This is a genomic window from Microbacterium sp. (assembly GCF_047606685.1).
GTDB lineage: Bacteria > Actinomycetota > Actinomycetes > Actinomycetales > Microbacteriaceae > Microbacterium.
Genome location: NZ_JASGEC010000030.1, coordinates 35,948 through 54,632 on the forward strand (window position 1 = coordinate 35,948; position 18,685 = coordinate 54,632).

17 protein-coding genes and 1 pseudogene are annotated in these 18,685 nt (G+C 70.3%); 7 read left to right on the top strand and 11 right to left on the bottom strand.

Features of this window, described 5'->3' with window-relative positions; translation table 11 throughout:
* Positions 1 to 36: 36 nt before the first annotated feature.
* From QM611_RS03455 to QM611_RS03470, 4 genes are all read right to left on the bottom strand, one after another.
* Complete coding sequence (locus QM611_RS03455) at positions 37 to 882, bottom strand: ATP-binding cassette domain-containing protein (protein ID WP_415078507.1); 846 nt, start codon at positions 880 to 882, stop codon at positions 37 to 39.
* The gene (locus QM611_RS03460; protein WP_415078508.1) at positions 875 to 2,827 is read right to left on the bottom strand and encodes a dipeptide/oligopeptide/nickel ABC transporter permease/ATP-binding protein; all 1,953 of its coding nucleotides are present in this window, start codon (positions 2,825 to 2,827) and stop codon (positions 875 to 877) included. The genes QM611_RS03455 and QM611_RS03460 overlap by 8 nt, the downstream gene beginning before the upstream one ends.
* Entirely contained in the window at positions 2,824 to 3,765 is a 942-nt protein-coding gene (locus QM611_RS03465; protein WP_415078509.1) for an ABC transporter permease, read from the bottom strand. Before QM611_RS03465 ends, QM611_RS03460 begins: the two co-directional genes overlap by 4 nt.
* A 76-nt stretch (positions 3,766 to 3,841) precedes the next feature.
* Positions 3,842 to 5,380 carry an ABC transporter substrate-binding protein gene (locus tag QM611_RS03470; protein WP_415078510.1) on the bottom strand — a complete coding sequence of 513 codons (1,539 nt, stop codon included), beginning with the start codon at positions 5,378 to 5,380 and terminating at the stop codon, positions 3,842 to 3,844.
* A gap of 219 nt (positions 5,381 to 5,599) precedes the next feature.
* On the opposite strand from QM611_RS03470, the gene QM611_RS03475 reads away from it, so the two are divergent.
* From QM611_RS03475 to QM611_RS03490, 4 genes are read left to right on the top strand one after another with little or no spacing between them, the layout of a single operon-like run.
* The gene (locus tag QM611_RS03475; protein ID WP_415078511.1) at positions 5,600 to 6,205 is read left to right on the top strand and encodes a VOC family protein; all 606 of its coding nucleotides are present in this window, start codon (positions 5,600 to 5,602) and stop codon (positions 6,203 to 6,205) included.
* 4 nt (positions 6,206 to 6,209) lie between these two features.
* Positions 6,210 to 7,097, top strand: a complete 888-nt coding sequence (locus tag QM611_RS03480) for a fumarylacetoacetate hydrolase family protein (RefSeq protein ID WP_415078512.1) — start codon at positions 6,210 to 6,212, stop codon at positions 7,095 to 7,097.
* Positions 7,094 to 8,044: an alpha/beta hydrolase gene (locus QM611_RS03485; RefSeq protein WP_415078513.1), complete on the top strand. Its 951-nt coding sequence runs from the start codon at positions 7,094 to 7,096 to the stop codon at positions 8,042 to 8,044. Before QM611_RS03480 ends, QM611_RS03485 begins: the two co-directional genes overlap by 4 nt.
* 12 nt (positions 8,045 to 8,056) lie before the next feature.
* Positions 8,057 to 9,529 carry a phytoene desaturase family protein gene (locus QM611_RS03490; RefSeq protein ID WP_415078514.1) on the top strand — a complete coding sequence of 491 codons (1,473 nt, stop codon included), beginning with the start codon at positions 8,057 to 8,059 and terminating at the stop codon, positions 9,527 to 9,529.
* Between the two features lie 7 nt (positions 9,530 to 9,536).
* Here the strand turns inward: QM611_RS03490 and QM611_RS03495 are convergent, their stop codons facing one another.
* Entirely contained in the window at positions 9,537 to 10,322 is a 786-nt protein-coding gene (locus tag QM611_RS03495) for an IclR family transcriptional regulator (protein ID WP_415078515.1), read from the bottom strand.
* 76 nt (positions 10,323 to 10,398) lie between these two features.
* Between QM611_RS03495 and QM611_RS03500 the strand changes: the two genes are divergently transcribed.
* Complete coding sequence (locus QM611_RS03500; protein ID WP_415078516.1) at positions 10,399 to 11,934, top strand: FAD-dependent monooxygenase; 1,536 nt, start codon at positions 10,399 to 10,401, stop codon at positions 11,932 to 11,934.
* 41 nt (positions 11,935 to 11,975) lie between these two features.
* Here QM611_RS03500 and QM611_RS03505 read toward each other — a convergent pair.
* From QM611_RS03505 to QM611_RS03515, 3 genes and pseudogenes are all read right to left on the bottom strand, one after another.
* Positions 11,976 to 12,721 (bottom strand): annotated as a pseudogene (locus QM611_RS03505) (IS630 family transposase); the annotation flags it as partial.
* A 43-nt stretch (positions 12,722 to 12,764) separates the two neighbouring features.
* Positions 12,765 to 14,276 carry a hypothetical protein gene (locus QM611_RS03510; protein WP_415078517.1) on the bottom strand — a complete coding sequence of 504 codons (1,512 nt, stop codon included), beginning with the start codon at positions 14,274 to 14,276 and terminating at the stop codon, positions 12,765 to 12,767.
* Positions 14,273 to 14,896, bottom strand: coding sequence for an ABC transporter ATP-binding protein (locus tag QM611_RS03515; RefSeq protein ID WP_415078518.1), 624 nt, complete (start codon positions 14,894 to 14,896; stop codon positions 14,273 to 14,275). The genes QM611_RS03510 and QM611_RS03515 overlap by 4 nt, the downstream gene beginning before the upstream one ends.
* A gap of 85 nt (positions 14,897 to 14,981) precedes the next feature.
* Here QM611_RS03515 and QM611_RS03520 point away from each other — a divergent pair, with 85 nt between their 5' ends.
* Positions 14,982 to 16,532: an MFS transporter gene (locus tag QM611_RS03520; RefSeq protein ID WP_415078519.1), complete on the top strand. Its 1,551-nt coding sequence runs from the start codon at positions 14,982 to 14,984 to the stop codon at positions 16,530 to 16,532.
* A 191-nt stretch (positions 16,533 to 16,723) separates the two neighbouring features.
* Here the strand turns inward: QM611_RS03520 and QM611_RS03525 are convergent, their stop codons facing one another.
* Positions 16,724 to 17,428 (bottom strand): NAD(P)-dependent oxidoreductase, encoded by a 705-nt coding sequence (locus QM611_RS03525; protein ID WP_415078520.1) that lies wholly within the window; start codon positions 17,426 to 17,428, stop codon positions 16,724 to 16,726.
* On the opposite strand from QM611_RS03525, the gene QM611_RS03530 reads away from it, so the two are divergent.
* Positions 17,421 to 17,522: a MarR family transcriptional regulator gene (locus QM611_RS03530; RefSeq protein ID WP_415078521.1), complete on the top strand. Its 102-nt coding sequence runs from the start codon at positions 17,421 to 17,423 to the stop codon at positions 17,520 to 17,522. The two genes, QM611_RS03525 and QM611_RS03530, sit on opposite strands and share 8 nt — an antisense overlap.
* A gap of 66 nt (positions 17,523 to 17,588) precedes the next feature.
* On the opposite strand, the gene QM611_RS03535 is transcribed toward QM611_RS03530, so the two are convergent.
* Positions 17,589 to 17,939, bottom strand: a complete 351-nt coding sequence (locus QM611_RS03535) for a class I SAM-dependent methyltransferase (protein WP_415078522.1) — start codon at positions 17,937 to 17,939, stop codon at positions 17,589 to 17,591.
* Positions 17,940 to 18,026: 87 nt separating this feature from the next.
* A partial coding sequence (locus QM611_RS03540; protein ID WP_415078523.1) for a Fic family protein occupies positions 18,027 to 18,685 on the bottom strand: 659 nt, incomplete at its 5' end.

Sequence of the window (18,685 nt, forward strand, 5' to 3'; positions counted from 1 at the left end):
GGGATGAGCGGGAGAGGGATGCGGACGGTGCCGCTGTCAGGAGGAGGCCGCGCGAAGCTCGCTCAGCCGATCGAGGAAGTGGGAGCGCCGGTCCGCCTGCACGAGCGGATCGGGCACGGGCGCCGCCGTCTGGAGCATGGCGGTGTAGGGGTGGGTCGGATGGCTCGAGATCTGGTCCGCTTCTCCCGACTCGACCAGTTCGCCGCGGTACAGCACTCCGATGCGGCGGGAGATGTGACCGACGAGGGCCAGATCGTGGGAGATGAACAGGTAGCTGACGCCCAGGTCGGTCCTCAGGTCGTCGAGGAGGTTGAGCACCTGTGCCTGAACGGACAGGTCGAGGGCACTGACCGCCTCGTCGCAGACGATGAAGCGCGGCTTCAGCACGATCGCGCGGGCGATCGCGATCCGCTGTCGCTGCCCGCCGGAGAACTCGCCCGGGTATCGCTCGGCCGCCCGTGCGGGCAGCCCGACGTGGTCGAGCGCCGACAGCACCCGCCGCCGGACGTCCGCGGAGGACGTTCTGCCCGGTCGGGCGATCAGGCCTTCGGCGAGCGTCGAGCCCACCGTGCGCGCGGGGTTGAGCGAGCCGAACGGATCCTGGTAGATGACCTGGATCTGCTCCGTGAGCTCGCGTCGCCGTCGTGGCCCGCAGTGCGTGATGTCCTCGCCGTCGAAGCGGATGCTCCCCTCGGCGGCGCTGACCAGCCCCAGGATCGCTCGGCCGACGGTCGACTTCCCCGATCCGGACTCGCCGACCAGGCCAAAGGTCTCGCCGGTGTGTATGTCGAGAGACACGCCGTGGACGGCGCGTGTGCGGCTCTTTCCCCGGCCGTAGTCGATGGAGAGGTCGCGGACCTCGAGCAGAGTGGTCTCAGCCATGCGACAGCACGCCCAGTTCGTCGACGCGGAGGCAGCGGACCTCGTGGCCCTCCCCGACGGACTCGAGCACCACCGGTGCCATGCGGCATTCCGCGCGAGCGAAGGTGCAGCGGTCGGCGAACCGGCATCCGGAGGGCCATTCCCCGGGGGGCGGCAGCTGTCCCTCGATCGTCGCCAGTCGCATGTGACGCACCAGTGCGTGTGGGTCGGCGGCGCGCAGCGCCGCCGAGTAGGGGTGGCGCGGAACCGCGAACAGCGTCTCGACGTCGGCCTCCTCGACCACCTGGCCGGCGTACATCACCAGTGCGCGGTCGCAGACGTCGGCGACGACGCCCCAGTCGTGCGTGACGAACAGCACGGCGAGGGCCCGTGTCCGTTGCAGTCGGCGCAGCAACTCAAGGATCTGCATCTGCACGCTCACGTCGAGCGCGGTCGTGGGCTCGTCGGCCACCAGGAGCTTCGGCTCGCCCGCGAGGGCGATAGCGATGACGACGCGCTGCGCCATCCCACCCGACAGCTCGTGGGGATACTTCTTCATCACGCCGTTGACATCGCGGATCTCGACGGCGGTGAGCAGATCGCAGGCGATCCGACGAGCCTCGGCACGGCTGCCGCCCCGGTGCGTGCGGATGATCTCCACGAGCTGCGCGCCGACCCGGAACGAGGGGCTGAGGCTGACCATCGGCTCCTGGCTGATGTAGGCGACTTGCGACCCGCGAATGGCGCGGAGGTCTCGGGGGGAGGCGCCGGCCACGTCGACGTCTTCGAACAGGAGCGTCCCGTCGATCCGCCCGCCCGCGGGCAGAAGGCCCAGGATCGCGCGGGCGGTCACCGACTTGCCGGCACCGGACTCGCCGACTAGGGCGACGATCTCGCCCGCGTCAATGTGGAACGAGACGTCGTCGACCAGCGTGAGCGATCCGTCGCTCGTCGGCATCGAGATGCTCATGTGCTCGGCTGAGACGATCCGGCCGCGGTCCGTGCGCCGCGGGAGATCCGACGAACGGCCCGCGGCGCGGCGGCCGGCAGAGGAACGGCGGAGCAGGCCGGCACCGCTGCCTCGACGCGTCCGGTCGGTCAGGGACTCCTGGACCGAGTCGCCGATGATCGAGAACGCGAGGGTGCTCAGACCGACCACGAGCGTCGGCGGGACGACCTGCCAGAAGCTCGTCGTCACGGTCGTCGACGCCTCGAGCATCAGGCCGCCCCAGCTCGGTGCCGGGGGCGCCACGTCCACGCCGAGGAATCCCAGCCCGACCTGCGTCACGGTCGCCACCGAGGCGACGATCGTGGCCTGCACGACCAGCACCCCGCCGATGCGCGGCATGATGTGGGTCGCGAGGATCCGCACGCTGCCCAGGCCCGAGGTGCGGGCAGCCGTGACGAACAGCTCCGCCCGCACGTCGAGCGTCGCCGCGCGCACGACCCGGAAGACGGATGCGGACATCAGCAGTCCGAGCGCGACCATCAGCACCGTCTGGTCCCGGTTGACCACCGCCGCCACCGACAGCAGGATGATGATCGTCGGGATCGACATCAGGATGTCGGCGCAGATCGACAGGACGGTGTCGGCGGCGCCGCGCAGGTAGCCCGCCACGACGCCGAGGGCGGTGCCCGCGGCGACCGCCACGATCGTGGCGACCGCGACGCCGATCAGGCTGACCTGACCTCCGAAGAGCAGACGCGACAGGATGTCGCGACCGAGCCCGTCGGTTCCGAGCGGATGTTCGGCGTTCGGGCCCGACAGCGAGTTCGTGAGGCTCTGTGCGAGCGGGTCGCCCGGTGCGACCCACGGCGCCGCGATCGTCGCCCCGACGACGAGGACGAGCCAGCTCAGGGCGATCAGGGGAAGCGGACGCGTCAGGAGGGTTCGGGCGACTCCTCGTCGCGTGCGCGCCGCGCGCGTGCGGACGGCGATGGTCTGGGTGCTGTCGACGACGCTCATACCGTGCGGATCTTCGAGTTCAGGAGGACATAGGTCAGGTCGACGAGGACGTTGATGATGACGACGATGAGGGTGAACGCCACGGTCACCCCGACGACCAGGGTGAGGTCCGACTGGCTGGATGCCTGGACGGCCAGGCCACCCAGGCCCGGGAAGGCGAAGACGCTCTCGACCAGCACGCTCGCGCTGAGCAGGCCCACCGTGACCACGCCGAGGAGGGCGACCACGGGCAGCGCGGCGGTCTTGAGCGCGTGGCGGTAGACGATCGACCGGGAGCGGTATCCGTTCGCGATCATCATTGAGATGAACTCGCGGGAGAGCACGTCGTCCATGGCGGCACGCGTCTGCTTGGCCACGAGACCCACGCTCCCGAAGGAGACAGCGATGACCGGCAGCACCAGCGAGGCGAACCAAAGCTGGGGAGAGCCTTCGAAGGGAACATAGCCGCTGACCGGAACGAGGCGCAGTTGCACCGCGAAGAACGGGATCAGGTAGAGGGCGAGCACGAAGCCGGGGATGGCCAGCCCGGCGAAGCCGAGGAGGTCGATCGCGCGGGCGACCGCCCCGCCGCGTGTCGCGGCGATCAGGCCGAGGCCGACGCCGATCATGGCGATGACGATGATGGCGCCGACGATCAGCGCGAGAGTCGGTGCGAGACGCTGAGAGATCGCCTGGGTGACGGGCTGCCCGGTGAGCAGCGAATGGCCGAGGTCGCCCAGGACCGCTCCTCGGATCCAGTTCGCGTACTGCACGATCAGCGGCTGGTCCAGGCCCAGCTCCGCGCGCAGCTGCGCGACCTGCTCCGGCGTCGCGCGTGCGCCGAGGATCGTGTACACCGCATCTCCCGGGGTGAGTGACACCAGCGCGAAGGTGAGGAACGACACGACCACCACCAACGGCACCGAGAGCACGAGGCGGCGCATCAGGATTCGGAGCATGGGACTTTCCTTCGGCCGTACGGGATAGGGACGTGGCCGGGGCGGGGCGAGTCGCGATCCGCCCCGGCCACGTGGTTCATTCGGCGGGAGACCAGAACACGGGGTTCATCATGGACGAGCCGTCCACGCCGGTGACCGTGTCCGCCCAGTAGTACAGCGAGGGGATAGTCGTGACGGGGACCACCAGCGCTTGCTCCACTGTCATCCGGTTGACATCGCGCCATGCCTCGTCGCCGGCGTCGCCGGACTCCGAGGACGCGGCCGCCGCGGCGGCGTTCACGTCCGCGAAGTCGGTGTGGCGAGGGTTCACCAGGGCCGAAGGACCGAACACGTTGCTCATGGCGTCCAGCATTCCCTGCATGCCGAGCCCGACGACCGTGCCCGAGTAGGCGCCGCTCTCCTGCTGCTGGGCGTATTCGGGGAAGGTGGAGCTGGGGATGATGTTCACGACGACCCCGATCTTCCCGAACTGCTCCGCGATCGCCTGCGCGAGCGTGGTGTTGTCCGGTCCGGGTGCGGCGGTGATCTCCATGGTGAACCCGTCGGGGTACCCGGCCTCGGCGAGGAGGCTCTCGGCCTTGGCGACGTCGTAGTCGTAGATCAACTCGAGGCTCGCGTCGTAGCCGAGCGAATCGGGTGTGACGGACTGATAGGTGGCGGCACCGGCGCCGAGCGTCACCGCGTCGGCGATGGACGCCCGGTCCACGGCGTACTGCAGCGCTTGACGCACGCGGACATCGCCGAGCGCGGGCACGACCTCGCCCTTCTGGTCCTGGAGCCAGAGACCGTTGATGTTCGTCGGAAACGCGACGGTTGACAGGCCGGCCTGGGTGGCGGTCTCGAACGTGTCGGTCTGTCCGTACGCGACGTCGACCTGACCCGATTGCAGAGCGCTCAGCGCGGTGTTCGCGTTTTCGATCACGCGGATCTCGATCTCGCCGAACTTGATCGCGTCCTGGTCGTAGTAGTGCTCGTTCGGGGTGTAGGTGTACACCGACCCCTGCACGGTCTCACTCTCTGCCAGCACGTAGGGGCCCGCTCCCACGGTGGTCGTGCCGAGGTTCACGCCGTCGTCGAGCGCCTGGGGGCTGATGATCGAGCCCATGCCGGTGTTCTCGGCGAGGTACGTGGGCAGGGCGGGCGTGGGCTCCGATAGGTTGAAAACCACGGTCAGCGGATCGGGCGTCTCGATCGACGCGATCGATGCGGCGACGTAGGAGAAGACGGACTGTCCTTCCTTGAAGTGCTCGATCGACGTCTTGACGGCGTCCGCGTTCAGGTCGGTGCCATCCGAGAACTTGAGGTCCGGGTGGAGCTTCACCGTCAGCTGCGTGTTGGTGTCGTCCGTCCACTCGAACGAGTCGGCCAGGCTGGGCACCACGTCGGCGTTGCCCGAGATGTGGAGTAGTCCCTGATAGGCGGGGACCTGGAAGATCGAGTTCTGACCGCCACTGCCCTGACTCGGGTCGAGGCTGGTGGGGGCGGACGGCAGCGCGATCGTCAGTTGGGGAGCCGACCCCTCTTCGGGAGTCGCGGTGCAGGCGGCGATCGTCGGAACGATGGCGATCGCAGCCAGGGCGGCGGCGAGGAACCTCTTCGGGTTGGGATGTGACACGTGTTGCGCCTTTCACAACGTTGGGCAAGGTGGCGATACGGCCTCCGTGAGAAGCATGGGACCGGGATCCCTCCGACGGACGCAATCGCTCTACAGATGCTGATCCCGAGACGCGCCTGCGCGCGCACCGACTTTCAACCATCGGCAGCACGCGATGGCACTTCCGACGACCGCTCGAACAATGGCACCACGAGATCCACCGCAATGAAAGGTTCGACGATGCCGAGTCAGCGCAGACCCCGCCCCATCACACGCCCGACGTTCCATCACACGACGTTCGCTACCCTCAAGCTCGATGAGATGGTCGACTTCTACGAGGCGGTGGCCGGCCTCGAGCCGGTCTACTACTCGGAGTCGGGGGCCTGGCTCACCAACGACGAGGCCAACCATCGCATCGCCCTGCTCGCCCTGCCGGGGCTGAAGCAGCCGGTGGACAAGGGCCACACCGTCGGGCTACACCACACGGCATTCGAGTACGCGAACTTCGATCAGTGGCTCGACAACTACATCCGGCTCCGCGAAGTCGGCGTGGTGCCGTTCCTCAACCTCGACCACGGCATGACCGTGTCGATGTACTACCAGGACCCCGAGGGCAACGGCGTCGAGATCCAGGTGGACGCGTTCGGCTCGTGGGCGAAGTCGAAGGAGTACATGTGGGCGTCGCGCGACTTCGGCGAGAACCCGATCGGCGAGCACTTCGACCCCGAGAAGCTCGTCGAGGCGCGCGCTCAGGGGCTGAGCTTCGCGGAGATCCACTCGCGTGCCTCGGCGGGCGAGTATCGGCCCGCCGTCATCCCCGACGTGCACCTGCCGGAACTGTGGTGACGCGATGAGATTCGCCAACGTTGCAGGAAGGGCCTCGTTGGTGGTCGCCGACGGCGGGATCGTAGACCTCGAGGACATCAGCCGGGGAAGGTTCGACGCCGACCCGCATCTGGCCTTCGGCCGATGGGATGAGCTGTGCGCGTGGGTCGCCGACGGCTCCGACGTGCCCCACAGCGGGAGACGGGTCGACGAGCGGGAGTTCGGCGCGCCGTCGCCCCGGCCCGAGCAGATCTTCGCCGTCGGTCTCAATTACGCGGACCACGCCGCCGAGACCGATCTCGCGCTGCCCGGGAACCCGATCGTGTTCACCAAGTTCGTCTCGAGTTTGTCGGGCCCAGTGACCACTGTCGCGCTTCCGTCGGACACCGTCGACTGGGAGATCGAGCTAGTTGTCGTGATCGGCGAGGGAGGTCGAGACATCCCCGCCGAGCGCGTGTGGGATCACGTCGCGGGCATGACCGTGGGTCAGGATCTGAGCGAGCGCACCGTGCAGTGGTGGGGGCCGCCCGCCCAGTTCAGTCTCGCGAAGTCGTTCGCCGGCTTCACTCCCGTGGGACCGACGATCGTGACGCCGGGCGAGCTCCGTGCCGCCGGCCACGACCCGCTCGACCTCGCGTTGCGGTGTGAGCTGGTGGCGCCCGAGGAGCGCCGCGAGGTGCTGCAGCAGGGCCGGACCCGTCAGCTCATCTTCGACGTCCCGACCCTGATCGCGACGCTGTCCGGCATCGTGGAGCTGCGCCCGGGCGACCTCGTCTTCACGGGCACTCCGGACGGCGTGGGCATGGGCCGCGACCCGCAGCGATATCTTCGAGCAGGAGACGTGCTGGTGAGCACCATCGAGGGCATCGGCACGATCCGCCAGGAGTTCGTGGGTGGGCAGGAGCGGACATGACGTCGGTATGGGATGAGCTGCGGCGCCAGCGCATGCAGTCGCTGGCGCACGGCGAGCGCGGACGGCTGGACTTCCCCGACCTGGTGGAGCTCGGCGTCGAGGGAACGCGGCGCGTCATCGAGGAGTCGAACAGGAGCGTAGCGGTCGCCGCGGATGTCGACTGGCAGGATGTGGAGGTCGAGGGCCCGTACGGTAGAATCCCGGTCCGTGTCTTCCGCTCGAGGCGGGGGTCCGCCGGTCCGCGCCCCATCGTCGTGCACATCCATTCCGGCGGCTTCGTCGCCGGCGGCGGCCTCGACCAGTGGAACGGGCACGACAGCACGCTCGCCGCGGAGGCCGATGCTATCGTCGTCCACCCCGACTTCCGGCTTCCCCCCGAGCATCCCTTCCCGGTGGGGCTCGAAGAGAACTGGGCGGTTCTGCGCTGGGTCGCTGCGGGCGGTGTCGGGCAGCAGTCCGACCCGGCCAGGATCGCGGTCGGCGGCGGCTGCACCGGCGGGAACATCGCCGCCGTGCTGTCGCTCATGGCGCGGGACGCCGGTGGCCCGGGGCTGGCGCTGCAGTTCCTGGAGGGGTGGCCCGCGGACCTCCGCGCCGACACGCGCTCGCAGCACGAGTTCGCGACCGGCTACGGGCTCCGCAAGTCCGACAACGACTTCGTGGTATCTCAGTATCTGAGCGATCCCGAGGAGCGGTGGGATTGGCGCGCCTCGCCCCTGCTCGTCTCGTCCGTACGGGGCGTCGCTCCCGCCTACGTCTCCGTGGGGGAATGGGACATCCTCCGCGACGAGGACGTGCAGTACGCCGACCGGCTGCGCGACGCCGGCATCCCCGTCGACCTCCACGTCGATCCTCGCCGAGGCCACGGACCCGGAGACGATCCCGGCCTGCCGCGCCGGAGGCTGGTCGCACGACTGCGCGAAGCGTTCGCGGTCGGCTCGACCTAGACCGCGGTCGTCGTGGTGCAGAGCTCGTACGACGTGGTGGTGGTCGGCGCCGGCCACACCGGGCTCGCGCTGGCGACTCTGCTCGTCCAGGGCGGGTATCGGGTAGCGGTCGTGGAGCGGGAACTCTCCGCCGGCGGCATGATCCGCACCGATGAGGCCATGGGCACCGGAATCGTCCACCACCCACATGCCGTTCTGCTCGGATTCGCCGACGTGATGCCGCTGCGGCGTGAGCTGGCGGCGGTGGGACTGGAGACGGTCACGCCGGCGTCTCAGCACGCCCTTGTCTTCCGCGACGGCCGTCCCGCGGTGACGATCTGGCGTCGCGACCACCTCGCACGGACGCACGCCTCGCTGTCGGTGTACTCGCGATCGGACGCCGATCTGCTCGTCGACCTGCTGCAGCGGGCGGACGGGATGACCCTGGCGATGCGCCGGCTGCTCACCCGACCGCCCACGACGGCGAGCATCGCCGATCATCTCGCCGCAGTCGGTCGCGTCTACCGGGGCCTCAGGCCGCCCGTCGACGGGCGGATGAGCGCCGCGGATCTCATCACGGCCCGATTCCGCACGCCGGAGGTGCGCGCTCTGCTCCTGCTTCTCACCGCGGAGTTGGGCAGCGACCCCTCCGTGCCGGGCAGCGCCGCCGGATTCCTGGGCTCGGTGCTCTGGCAGCTGGGCCGCCGTGCGGTGCCGCGCAGCGGGATGGGAGCGGTCGCGCGGGCGTATCGGCGAGCCGCCGAGACAGCGGGAGCCGAGCTGCTGCTCGGCCATGCGGTGACCGGCCTGTCGCGCCGGGGAGCCAACGTCGACGGCGTCGTGGTCGGGGGGGAGCGAGTTCTGCGGGCCCGCCATGTCGTCTCGACGCTCGGCGAGGCGGAGACAGACGAGCTTCTCGGCGCCGCCCACCGGCATCCCTTCGACACGCCGCTGACGACGACCGTGCGCACGCATCTTCTGCTTCGTGAGCCGTTGCGTCTGCGGTCGGAAACGCAGGATGATGCGCCCGCGGTGCAGACGTTCTTCGGGGCCGACGACCCCGTGGCTGTGCTCGAACGCCTGGCCGACGTTCGGCGGGGCGCGTTCCCGGCGCCCGGCGGCGTGCTGCTGAGACCGGTTCTCGCCGACCCCGCGCAGCGGAGTCGGACGGGCGCCGTGGCGATGGTCGACACGGCGTTTCCGCACGTGGACACCTGGGCCGCAGCAGACGGGCCCGTCATCGGCCGGGAGCTGCCCTCCGCCGCGTTCTCGGCGCTGACCGGGTATGGCTCTGAGGGCGACGAGCTGATCGCCGGCCACGTCGCGCCGCCGGGGCGCGGGGATCGGCACCTGCGTCTGGACCTCGGTGCCGGCCACTACCGCACGAGCGCCCGTTCGCTCTGGCGGGCCGGCAGCGGCGTCCATCCGGGAGGCGGCGTGCACGGTGGATCCGCTGCGATCGTTGCCGGGCTCATCCGGGCGGAGGACGAGGCCCGCCACGTGTGAGCGCTGGCTACGTGTGCGGCTGCGACGTCAGCTGCCGCGAGATCGCCCGGGCGATCGCGACCACCGCAGGCTCGACCGAGATCGAGTCGAGGGAGCCGTCCGCCCCCACCACGGAGAGTGCGGCCACGACGGTGCCACGCTGTCGGAGCGGGGAGGCCACCGAGACGGCGGGCTCCGGCGTCACGCGCGCGTTGCGCGCGACGCCGGTATCCCGGATGCGTCGCAGCCGATGCCGCAGTTCTCCGACGTCCACGGGCCGGCCCTCGAACTCTCGGGGTTGCGCGAGGTACGAATCGACGAAATGTGGGTTTGCGTGCGCGAGGAGCGCGAGCCCGACCCCCGTCCCGTGCAGGGGAAGCCGACCGCCCACGCGGTAGTCGACCTTGCCGGCATTCGGTGTGGAGAGCCGTTCGATGAGTACGGCCTCGTCGCCGTCCTGCACGCACAGCAGGACGTGCTGGCGGGTGGCGCGGTGCAGATCTTCCATGAACGCCAGCGCGGTCGCACGGATGCCGTGTCCGCGAGGAGCCAGTGTGGCGCGCTCGAAGAGCCGGAGCCCGATCCGGAACTTGCCTTCGGCATCGCGCTCGAGCATCCCGAGCCGGCTGAGATGCTGAGCGAGCCGCAATGTGGTGCTGAGCGGGATCTGGGACGCCTCGCTGAGCTGCGTCAGAGACATGCTCGGCCGCTCCTCCGAGAAGGTGCTGATGAGCCGGAACGCGCGGTCGAGCAGAGGCTCGCCGACCGCGGGTCGCCCCCCGCGACGCGGGCTCGAAGAGGCCGAGACTTCCATCCGTTGAAAGTATCATCCCCCATGCGCGCCCGGCCCGAGACCATCGAACGTGCCAATCAACGAAGGATGGGAGCCCGTGACGACGACCGATGGTGACCTTCCCGATGCGTCGGTGATCGTCGTGGGAGCGGGACCGACGGGACTGTGCGTCGCGCTCGAGCTCGCGCTGCACGGGGTGTCGGTCATCTTGGTCGAGGCGCGCGCACATGTCGAGCCGTCGCGTCCGCGCGCAAAGACGATTTCGGCGCGGACGATGGAGCTCTTCCGCCGCTGGGGCGTCAGTGAGCTCGTTCGCCGCACCGCCCCCATCCCCGTCGGGTGGTCCAGCCGGATCACGTTCTGCGAGACCGTCACGGGTCCGGAGGTCACCCACCTCGACGGTGCGTTCGGTCTCGACCTCGCCGGCACCGGCCTGGTCGCCGAGAGCGGCCAGCAGATGCCGCAGCCCGTCCTCGAGACGGTGCTCCGCCGGCACGTGGCCGCGCTGCCGGGTGTGACGCTCCTTGAGGGATGGAGGGCGGCGGAGGTCGAGGACCTCGGTGACCGCGTGCGGGTGGAGGCCCATCGTGTCGACGCTCTCGGCGTCACCAGGACGCTGACGGCTCGATGGCTCGTGGGAGCCGACGGTGCGCGCAGCATCGTCCGGCGATCGATCGGAGCGAGGCTCGAGGGCGAGGCGGGCGGGCACCCGAACGTCAACATCACCTTCCGGTCGGACGATCTGGTCGCGCTCGTGGCCCGCAGCCCTTCGATCCACTACTGGGTGCTCGGGTCGGATGCCCCTGGCGTCGTCGGCCCGCTCGACCTGGAGGGCACCTGGTGGGCGATCGCCACGGGCGCTGAGACGATCGCCGACGAGGAGGAGGCGGCGTCCATCGTCCGACGGATGGTCGGCGCCCCGATCGACTGCCGTGTGCTGGCGATCGATCCGTGGCAGGCCCAGATGTGCCTCGCCGATCACTACGCGCGGGGACGGATGCTGATCGCCGGGGACGCGGCGCATCAGAACCCGCCGTGGGGCGGGCACGGCTTCAACACGGGTGTGGGCGACGCCGCGAACCTGGGATGGAAGCTCGCCGCCATCATTAACGAATGGGCTCCGCAGGCCATCCTCGGGTCCTACGAGCAGGAGCGCCGCCCCGTGGCGCGCGCCACGATCGACGCGGCGGCGGCCAACATGGAGACCCTCTCGTCGGACGTCGCCGGCCGTTCGTCCGCCGACATCGTGGCGGCGAAGCGGCCCGAGTTCTTCAGCCTCGGTCTGGTCCTGGACTACGGGTATCCGTCGAATGCCGGCGAGATGGCGGCGATGGAGTCCGAACGCCGACCGCCTGCGCGGGGTAAACGCCTCCCGCATCAAGACCTGGCCGACGGCTCCTCGCTCTTCGATCAGCTGGGAGTCGGCATGACGGTTCTGGGCTCCTCCGCCCACGCGATCGCGCTGGCGGAGGTGCTCTCGTCGCGGGGCGTGCCGACCGTGCACCGGAAGTGTCCGGCCGGCGGGCCGACCACCACCCTGGTGCGACCCGACCAGCACGTCGCGTGGACGGGGGACGCCGTCGAGGATCCTTCTCGCATCGTGGACACCGTCCTGATGCACGGGTCTGCCTGAGCGCAATCCTCGGGCAGCAGGACCTAGTGTCGTGCGTCTGACTCTCGTTGACGGCAGGCGGGAGCGACCCTCTTCATGAAGTCGAGGAATTCGGCCTTCCCGTGCCGGTCGTAACACTTGTCGGCCACTTTCTCCGTGGCGACCTCCAGTGCGGCGAACAGGGCGTGGCGCCGTTGCGCTTGTAGTCGTGGGTGGCCTTCTCTGGCAGCCCCGGACGCAGCGGCGGAATCGGCGCGGTGCGGTTCAGCGCCTGGATCTGGCTCTTCTCGTCCACGCACAGCACGATCGCGTTCTTCGGTGGCGCCAGGCAGAGTACGATCAGGTCGCGAATCTTCGCTTCCAGTTCTGGGTCCGTGGAGAACTTGAATGTCTCCCGCCGCCACTGCTTGACCTCGTACTTCCGCCACGCCCGCGCGACCGTTGCGTCCGCGATACCCAACTGGCGGGCCAGCAGCCTCGTCGACCAGTGCGTGACCGCGAGCTTCTCCGGCGGCGGCTCCAGCGTGGCCGCCAGGATCGCCGCATCATCCAACGTCTTCGGGCCACCGCTGCGCGGCACGTCCTACAACCCGGAGACACCGTGAGCGGCGAACCTGTCCCGCCACTTGATCACCGTCGGACGAGACACCCCCATCCGACGAGAGGCTTCCGACGTCCCGACGCCATCCACGACCTCCAGCACGATCCGCGCCCGCTCAACGCGCCCCGCTGACACCGTCGAAGACCTCGTCCGCAACGACAAGAGCGCACGGTGCGCGTCGTCAATCTCCACAACTGATGAAGACATGACTCATCATCCCACACTGTCAATCAATTAATGACGCACAACACTAGTTGGCGCGGCCGCGAGGCCAGCCTGCGCGAGCGCGCCAGCGCCACACCCCGACAACGCCGACGAGCCCGGCCACCCCGATCAGCACCAGCGGCGCTTGCAGCACGAGGGCCGAGCCCACGCCCGCGAAAGCCGCGACCACGACGCCGTCGAGCGCCCACACGAGGCGCACGGCGGCGCCGAGATCGCCCACCGGCGTCGGGATCGGAGTCAAGAGCACCGGCGGGAGCGGCCCCTTCAGCGCGCCGGCGACCCGTGCCGCGACCGCGAGAAGAGCCAGCGCCGCCGCGCCGATGGCCGTGCCGGTGGCGGTGACGCCGAGCGCGAGCGCGCACACGAGTGTGGCGATCGTCGCCAGTGCCAGCGCTGCGACCAACGGGAACAGCGCGTGCGCCGTGAGCAGCCGGTCGTCGCTGATCCCGTACAGGGGCAGGTCGCCGGCCACACTCGCGGCATGCCGCACGCCGTCGGTGAAGGGGCCGAGACCGGCGAACAGGACGACACCGGCGACGGCAGCGAGCGCGGCGCCGGCGCCTCCGGGCTGGTGGGCAAGCGCGAGCAGCACGCCGGCGGCGGCGACGCCGATGGCGCCGGCGACGAGCCGGCCGGGCGTTCGCGCCGCGCCGACGGCATCGCGGACGAGGAAGGCGAGCCACAGCGGCCCGCGGAGGTGGATGGCACGTCGGCGCCGCCCCGCGGACGGCCGCGGCTGGTAGAGCGAGGCGGCCGCGGCAAGCTCCATCCCGCTCGCGTGGATCGTCGTCGACTCCCACCGCACGGCCTGCGTGATCAGCACGTCGACGCTGAGCCGGTGCGACAGCGTGGGCGCGAGGGCGACGGCCGCCACCGCGGTCGCGGCCAGCGCGATGAGCGCAGGAGCCGAGGCGCTGACCGGGTGCGCGAGCCCGGCCCAGCCCCACGGCGTGTACGGCAGCGCGGCGGGCGCGGCCACGCTGATCGCCGCGAGGAGGAGGATGCCGAGGGCTCCCGGGACTGCGGCGCGCGGAAGGGCCTGGCCGGCCAGCCAGGCAACGGTCGCCACGACGCCGACGAGCGCCCAGGCGAGCACGAACGCGCCCGCTGCCCACGGGTCGGCCAGCCCGTGCGCGAGAAGGCTTGCCGCGACGATGCCGGAGGCCAGCGTCGTTGTCGCCACCACCGCGGCGCCGGAGCGCGCCACCGGCGCCCGGAAGGCGGTCAAGCGCGGCGCGCCGCTTGTGGCAAAGGTGTGCGCGAGGAAGGGCGGGAGGATAGCCGGCCCGCGGGCGAGCCCGGCCAGGAGCGCGACCGCCCACAGTCCTGCGGCGACCAGCGCGGTGACGGCCGGCGCCGCCGACGAGGCGAGCGCCGCGACACCCTCGGCGCTCGTCGCCGCCAGCCACACCGCGCGGGCTGCGGGCGCCGCGGTGACGAGCGCGACCAGCAGCGCGATGTAGGCGGCAGAGGCCCGGCCACCGGCCGTGCGCGCGGTGCGGGCCCGCCACACCTCCACCGCCGCGGCCGTGCTCACGCGGCGTCCAGCAGGAGGGTCCGGTCGCCGACACGGTCGGCGAGGGTGGCGCTGTGCGTGGCGACGACGAGCGTCGCGCCGGCCTCGAGCCGGGCGCGGAGCGCGCGCACCACCGTCTCCAGGTGCTCCGGGTCGAGCCGTTGCTCGGGCTCGTCGAGGATGAGCACGTCGAAGGGCCGCGCGAGCACGAGCGCGAGGCCGAACAACTGCGTCTGGCCCGACGACAGCTCGTGCGGAAAGCGCTGGCCGAGCGCAGCCAGCTCGAACTCCGCCAGCACGTCGCGCGCGACATCCCGGGCCCTAACTTTGTCGTGCCAGGTCGCCGCGACCAACAGCACATGGTCGAACACCGTGAGGTCGGGGGCGAGCGGCGGCATGCCGATCATCGCGGCGACCCGCCGGCGAAAGCCCTGGTCGCGCTGCGACACGCGTTCGCCGCCGATGCGCGCGGCGCCGGTCGTCGGCCGGCGCATCCCGGCCAGCACCCGCAGCAGCGTGGACTTGCCGGCGCCGTTGCGGCCGCGCACGACGAGCGACTCGCCCCGATCCACCCTCGCAGATACCGGTGCGAGCAGGGTCGTGCCACCATGTTCCACCCCGACGCCGTCCACCTCGATCACACCGCAATTCTCTCAGGCCCTGCAGGTGTCCCGCGCTCGGCGGCGGGATCGGCGCCCCAATAGCATGGTGCCGGGGGAGGCCGATATGGAGCTTGGGCAGGATGCGCCGCCACGGGCCGGGTGGACGCTGACGGCGCTGCTGTTCGCCGCGGTGGTGTGCAACATCAACACCGTGGTCGCCGCGATCGCCGTGCCGGAAGTCGGCGCGCAGTTCGACGCGTCGCAGAGCGCGCTCAGCCTCGTCGCCCTGGCGACCGGGCTCGGCCTGTCGATCTCGGTGCTCTACCTTGGGGCGCTTGCCGACCGCTACGGCCGCAAGCAGATGCTGTTGGCCGGCATTGCGTTCACCGTTGGCGGCGGCGTGTTCTCCAGCCTGTCGTGGTCGGTCGAGTCGTTGGTGGTCGGCCAAGTGCTCGTCGGCATCGCCGGCGGCATGGCGTTTCCGACGACGCTCTCGCTCATCGCCGCCCTGTGGGCCGCGGGGCCGGGCCGCACCCGTGTGATCGCGCTGTGGTCGAGCGTCTCCAGCATGGCTACCGTGTGCGGCTCGGTCGTCGCGGGCGCGGTGCTCATGGTCGCCTCCTGGCCGTGGGTGTTCGTGCTCAGTGTGCCGATCGCGGTCGTCGCCTTCGCGCTCGTGCTCGTGTTCGTGCCGTCCCGCGTGGGGGAGTCCGGCGACCCCGTCGACCACATCGGCGGGGTGCTGTCGGCGGGCGCCCTCGGCAGCCTCGTGCTCGGGGTGAGCGTCGTTCTCGCGCCCGGAGGCGGCGCGGTCGGCGCGGCGCTGCTGGCGACCGCCGTCGTGCTGCTCGTGCTGTTCGCATGGCGCCAGGCTCGCGCCCGTTTCCCGCTGTTCGACCTGCGAGTGGGCAGGCAGCGCCTGTTCTGGCTCCCCGCCGTGGGCGGCCTGCTCGCCGTCGGCACGCTCAGCGGGGCGCTGTTCGTCGGCGAGCAGTTCATGCAGAGCGTCATGGGCTACGACCCGCTGGAGGCGGGCCTGGCCGTGACGCCGGCGGTTGCAAGCCTGCTGCTGGCCGCGCCGCTGTCGGCGCGCGCCACCGACCGGCTCGGCACCCGCAGCACGATGCTCGTCGGGTACGGCTTCCTGCTGGTCGCGATGCTCAGCATGCTGCTGTGGCGCGAGCACACCCCGTATCCGCTGCTCGGCATCGGCTTCTTCGTGATCGGCCTGGGCGTGACGTTCGTGATGACGCCCTCTCGCCGCGCTCTGACCAGCAGCACGCCGGTGCAGCGCGCCGGGATGGCGTCGGCGACCTCCGACCTGCAAGGCGACCTGGGCGGCGCAGTGATGCAGGCGCTGCTCGGGGCGGTGCTCGCGAGCGGGTTCGCCGCCGCCTTCGCGGCGCGCATCGCGGCGAGCCCTCAAGCTGCGCTGGTGAGCGACGAGGTCACCCACGCCCTGCAGTCGTCGTTCGCGTCGGCCGCGCACGTTGCGGCGCAGCATCCGCGATTCTCCGACGAGATTCTGGATGCCGCCAAGGCCAGCCTGCTCGACGGCTCGGTGCTCGCGTTCCTCATCGGGACAGGCGTGATCCTCGTCGGCGCGATCGCGGTGCGCGTCGGGCTGCCCAGTCGTGCGGAGGAGGCGCGCGCTGCCCACAGCGCGCGCGCCTGAGCAGTCGCAGCGGGCCGGTGCTCGGGGCGAGAAACGCGTCCGGCCCAGCGTATGAGCTTGGCGCTGCGCAGGCTTGATTCCGCGGGCGGCATCCTTTCCTCTGCCGTTCTCCTGCGCTCGGGCGCAGCGCGGCAATGTCGGACGGCGCGATGTGAGAGAAGGGCTCCTGGTCATCACGCTTCGGTGAGGTTCTAATTCGCGACGAACACGAACCTCCGGTTGAGGTCGTGTCGCTCGGCGATGTCCAGCAACGCGGTCGCCATGTCTGGCGCGGTGATGCTGAACCCTCTCTGCAGAGGCTTGTCGGTAGCGATCCGGTATTTTCTCGTGCCCGTCTTGTCCCGGATGTAGGGCGCACGCACAGTCGTCCATTGAGCGGCGCTCTCCCATAGCACGATGTCCATCCGCCGCATGTCGTCATACGTCGCGCCGAGGAAGTGTTGCAGCAGCGGCAGCACCACCCACAGCTTGAGCGGCGACTGGTGCGCCCAGTGGTCCGCGACCTCCGAGGAGATGGTCACGATCCGTGAGACGCCGTGACGGGCCAACCCATTCACGAGGTTGCGGGTTCCCTCGGAGTACAGCTTCGTCGGCTGCTTCGAGGTTCCGATCCCCACCGTGCTGATGACCGCATCGACACCGGCCAGCAGCGGCTCGACCGCATCAGAGTCGAGAATGTCCGCTGCAACCGTGCGAAGCCGTGGATGATTGGTGCGTAGCGTCTCGGGACGGCGGGCGATCGCGGTGACGTCGATCCCGTCACGCGCGTGCGTCAGGCGCTCCAGCGGCAGTTGGTCGCAGCGGTCCTCGGCAACGAGGAGGTCGCGCGCGCACGGGCTGCTGGTGACGGATTTGCAGACCCTGCACCTGCTCGTGCTTCGTGAGGACGTGCGCACTCCCAGTCAGATCAGCGACGCGACCGGGATGCCGACCAGCACTGTGGCCAAGCTGATCGACCGCCTGGAGTCCGCCGGGTACGTGCAGCGGTAGACGGCGATCGCACCGCGCCGCCAGCTCCCGTGTGCTCGCCGGTCGCGAGTGGGATGAACGCGAACCTCACGCCCGCCGTGCGGTCGATCGCGAGGTCGTGTTCGCGAACGGACAGGTTGCCCCGCCTGCTGCGTCAGGTAGCCGGGGTGCCCGAGGGGAACCCATTCTGTCGGTTGGGCGAGTCCCAGATCCACCATTCTCCTGACAGTCCCCGCAGGTGATGAGGTCGAAGCTTCGCCCGTCCAGTTCCGGTGCGGTGGGGAACGAGCCGAGGACGACCTGGGTGTTCGGTAGCTCGGCCAGGCGGCGTCGTGCGTGGTCGATCGCGCGTGGGTCAGGGTCCAGACCGATGACGCTCGTGGCTTTCGTTGCGAGCTTCTCCACCAGGAAGCCATCCCCGCAACCGATGTCGAGCACATCCTCGCCCTACGGCGGCACTGCGGCGAGAAACTCCGCGTGGTACGCAGTGTTGTGGTTCCAGTAGTCGACCATCGCCTCGTCGCCTCACAGACCCGGCGCGTCGCGTCGTGTGGTGGATGCCGGGTGCCGTGCACCGAACTGGCTCACGTCGGGCAGCGCAGGCCCGAGTCGCGGCTTACGCCCTTGAGTGTCCCCACCGCCGACGCGGTTGCTGCGCTCGGTGAGCGCGACGAGCGCGAGATGACGGTCGGCGGTCCAGCACACCAGGCGGCCCCGCTGGTCCTTCGTGCGGCCGAGGATGCCCGCCTCGGCCAGCTCGGTGAGTGCCCGGTGCGCTGCGGCCAGTGAGACAGCGAGGCGTGTGCTGACGGATTCGGCGGTGAGCATCGGATCGGAGGCAAGCGTTTCGAGGATGCGCAGCACGACGGCATCGCGCCTCGGCGCCGCGGGGTTCAGACCCCGGTCACGACGGAAGGCTACGAGTCGGTCGTACACCTCCCGGTCCAGCGCGGCGATGTCCTCCGCGAGCCTCACCGCGTTCCCGGCTGCCTTCTCCGCGGCCTGCGCGAAGCCGATCACCCATCCATCGAGCGCGGGCGGATCGGCGCGGTAGCCGGTGAGGCCCGCGATGTAGGCGTCGGTGTCTGCGGCGAAGACGGTGCTGATCGGGATGAGCGCGTTCCGCAGTGCGTCGGCGCGGCGCAGAACGGTGTGGATGAGGGCGCGTCCGGTGCGGCCGTTGC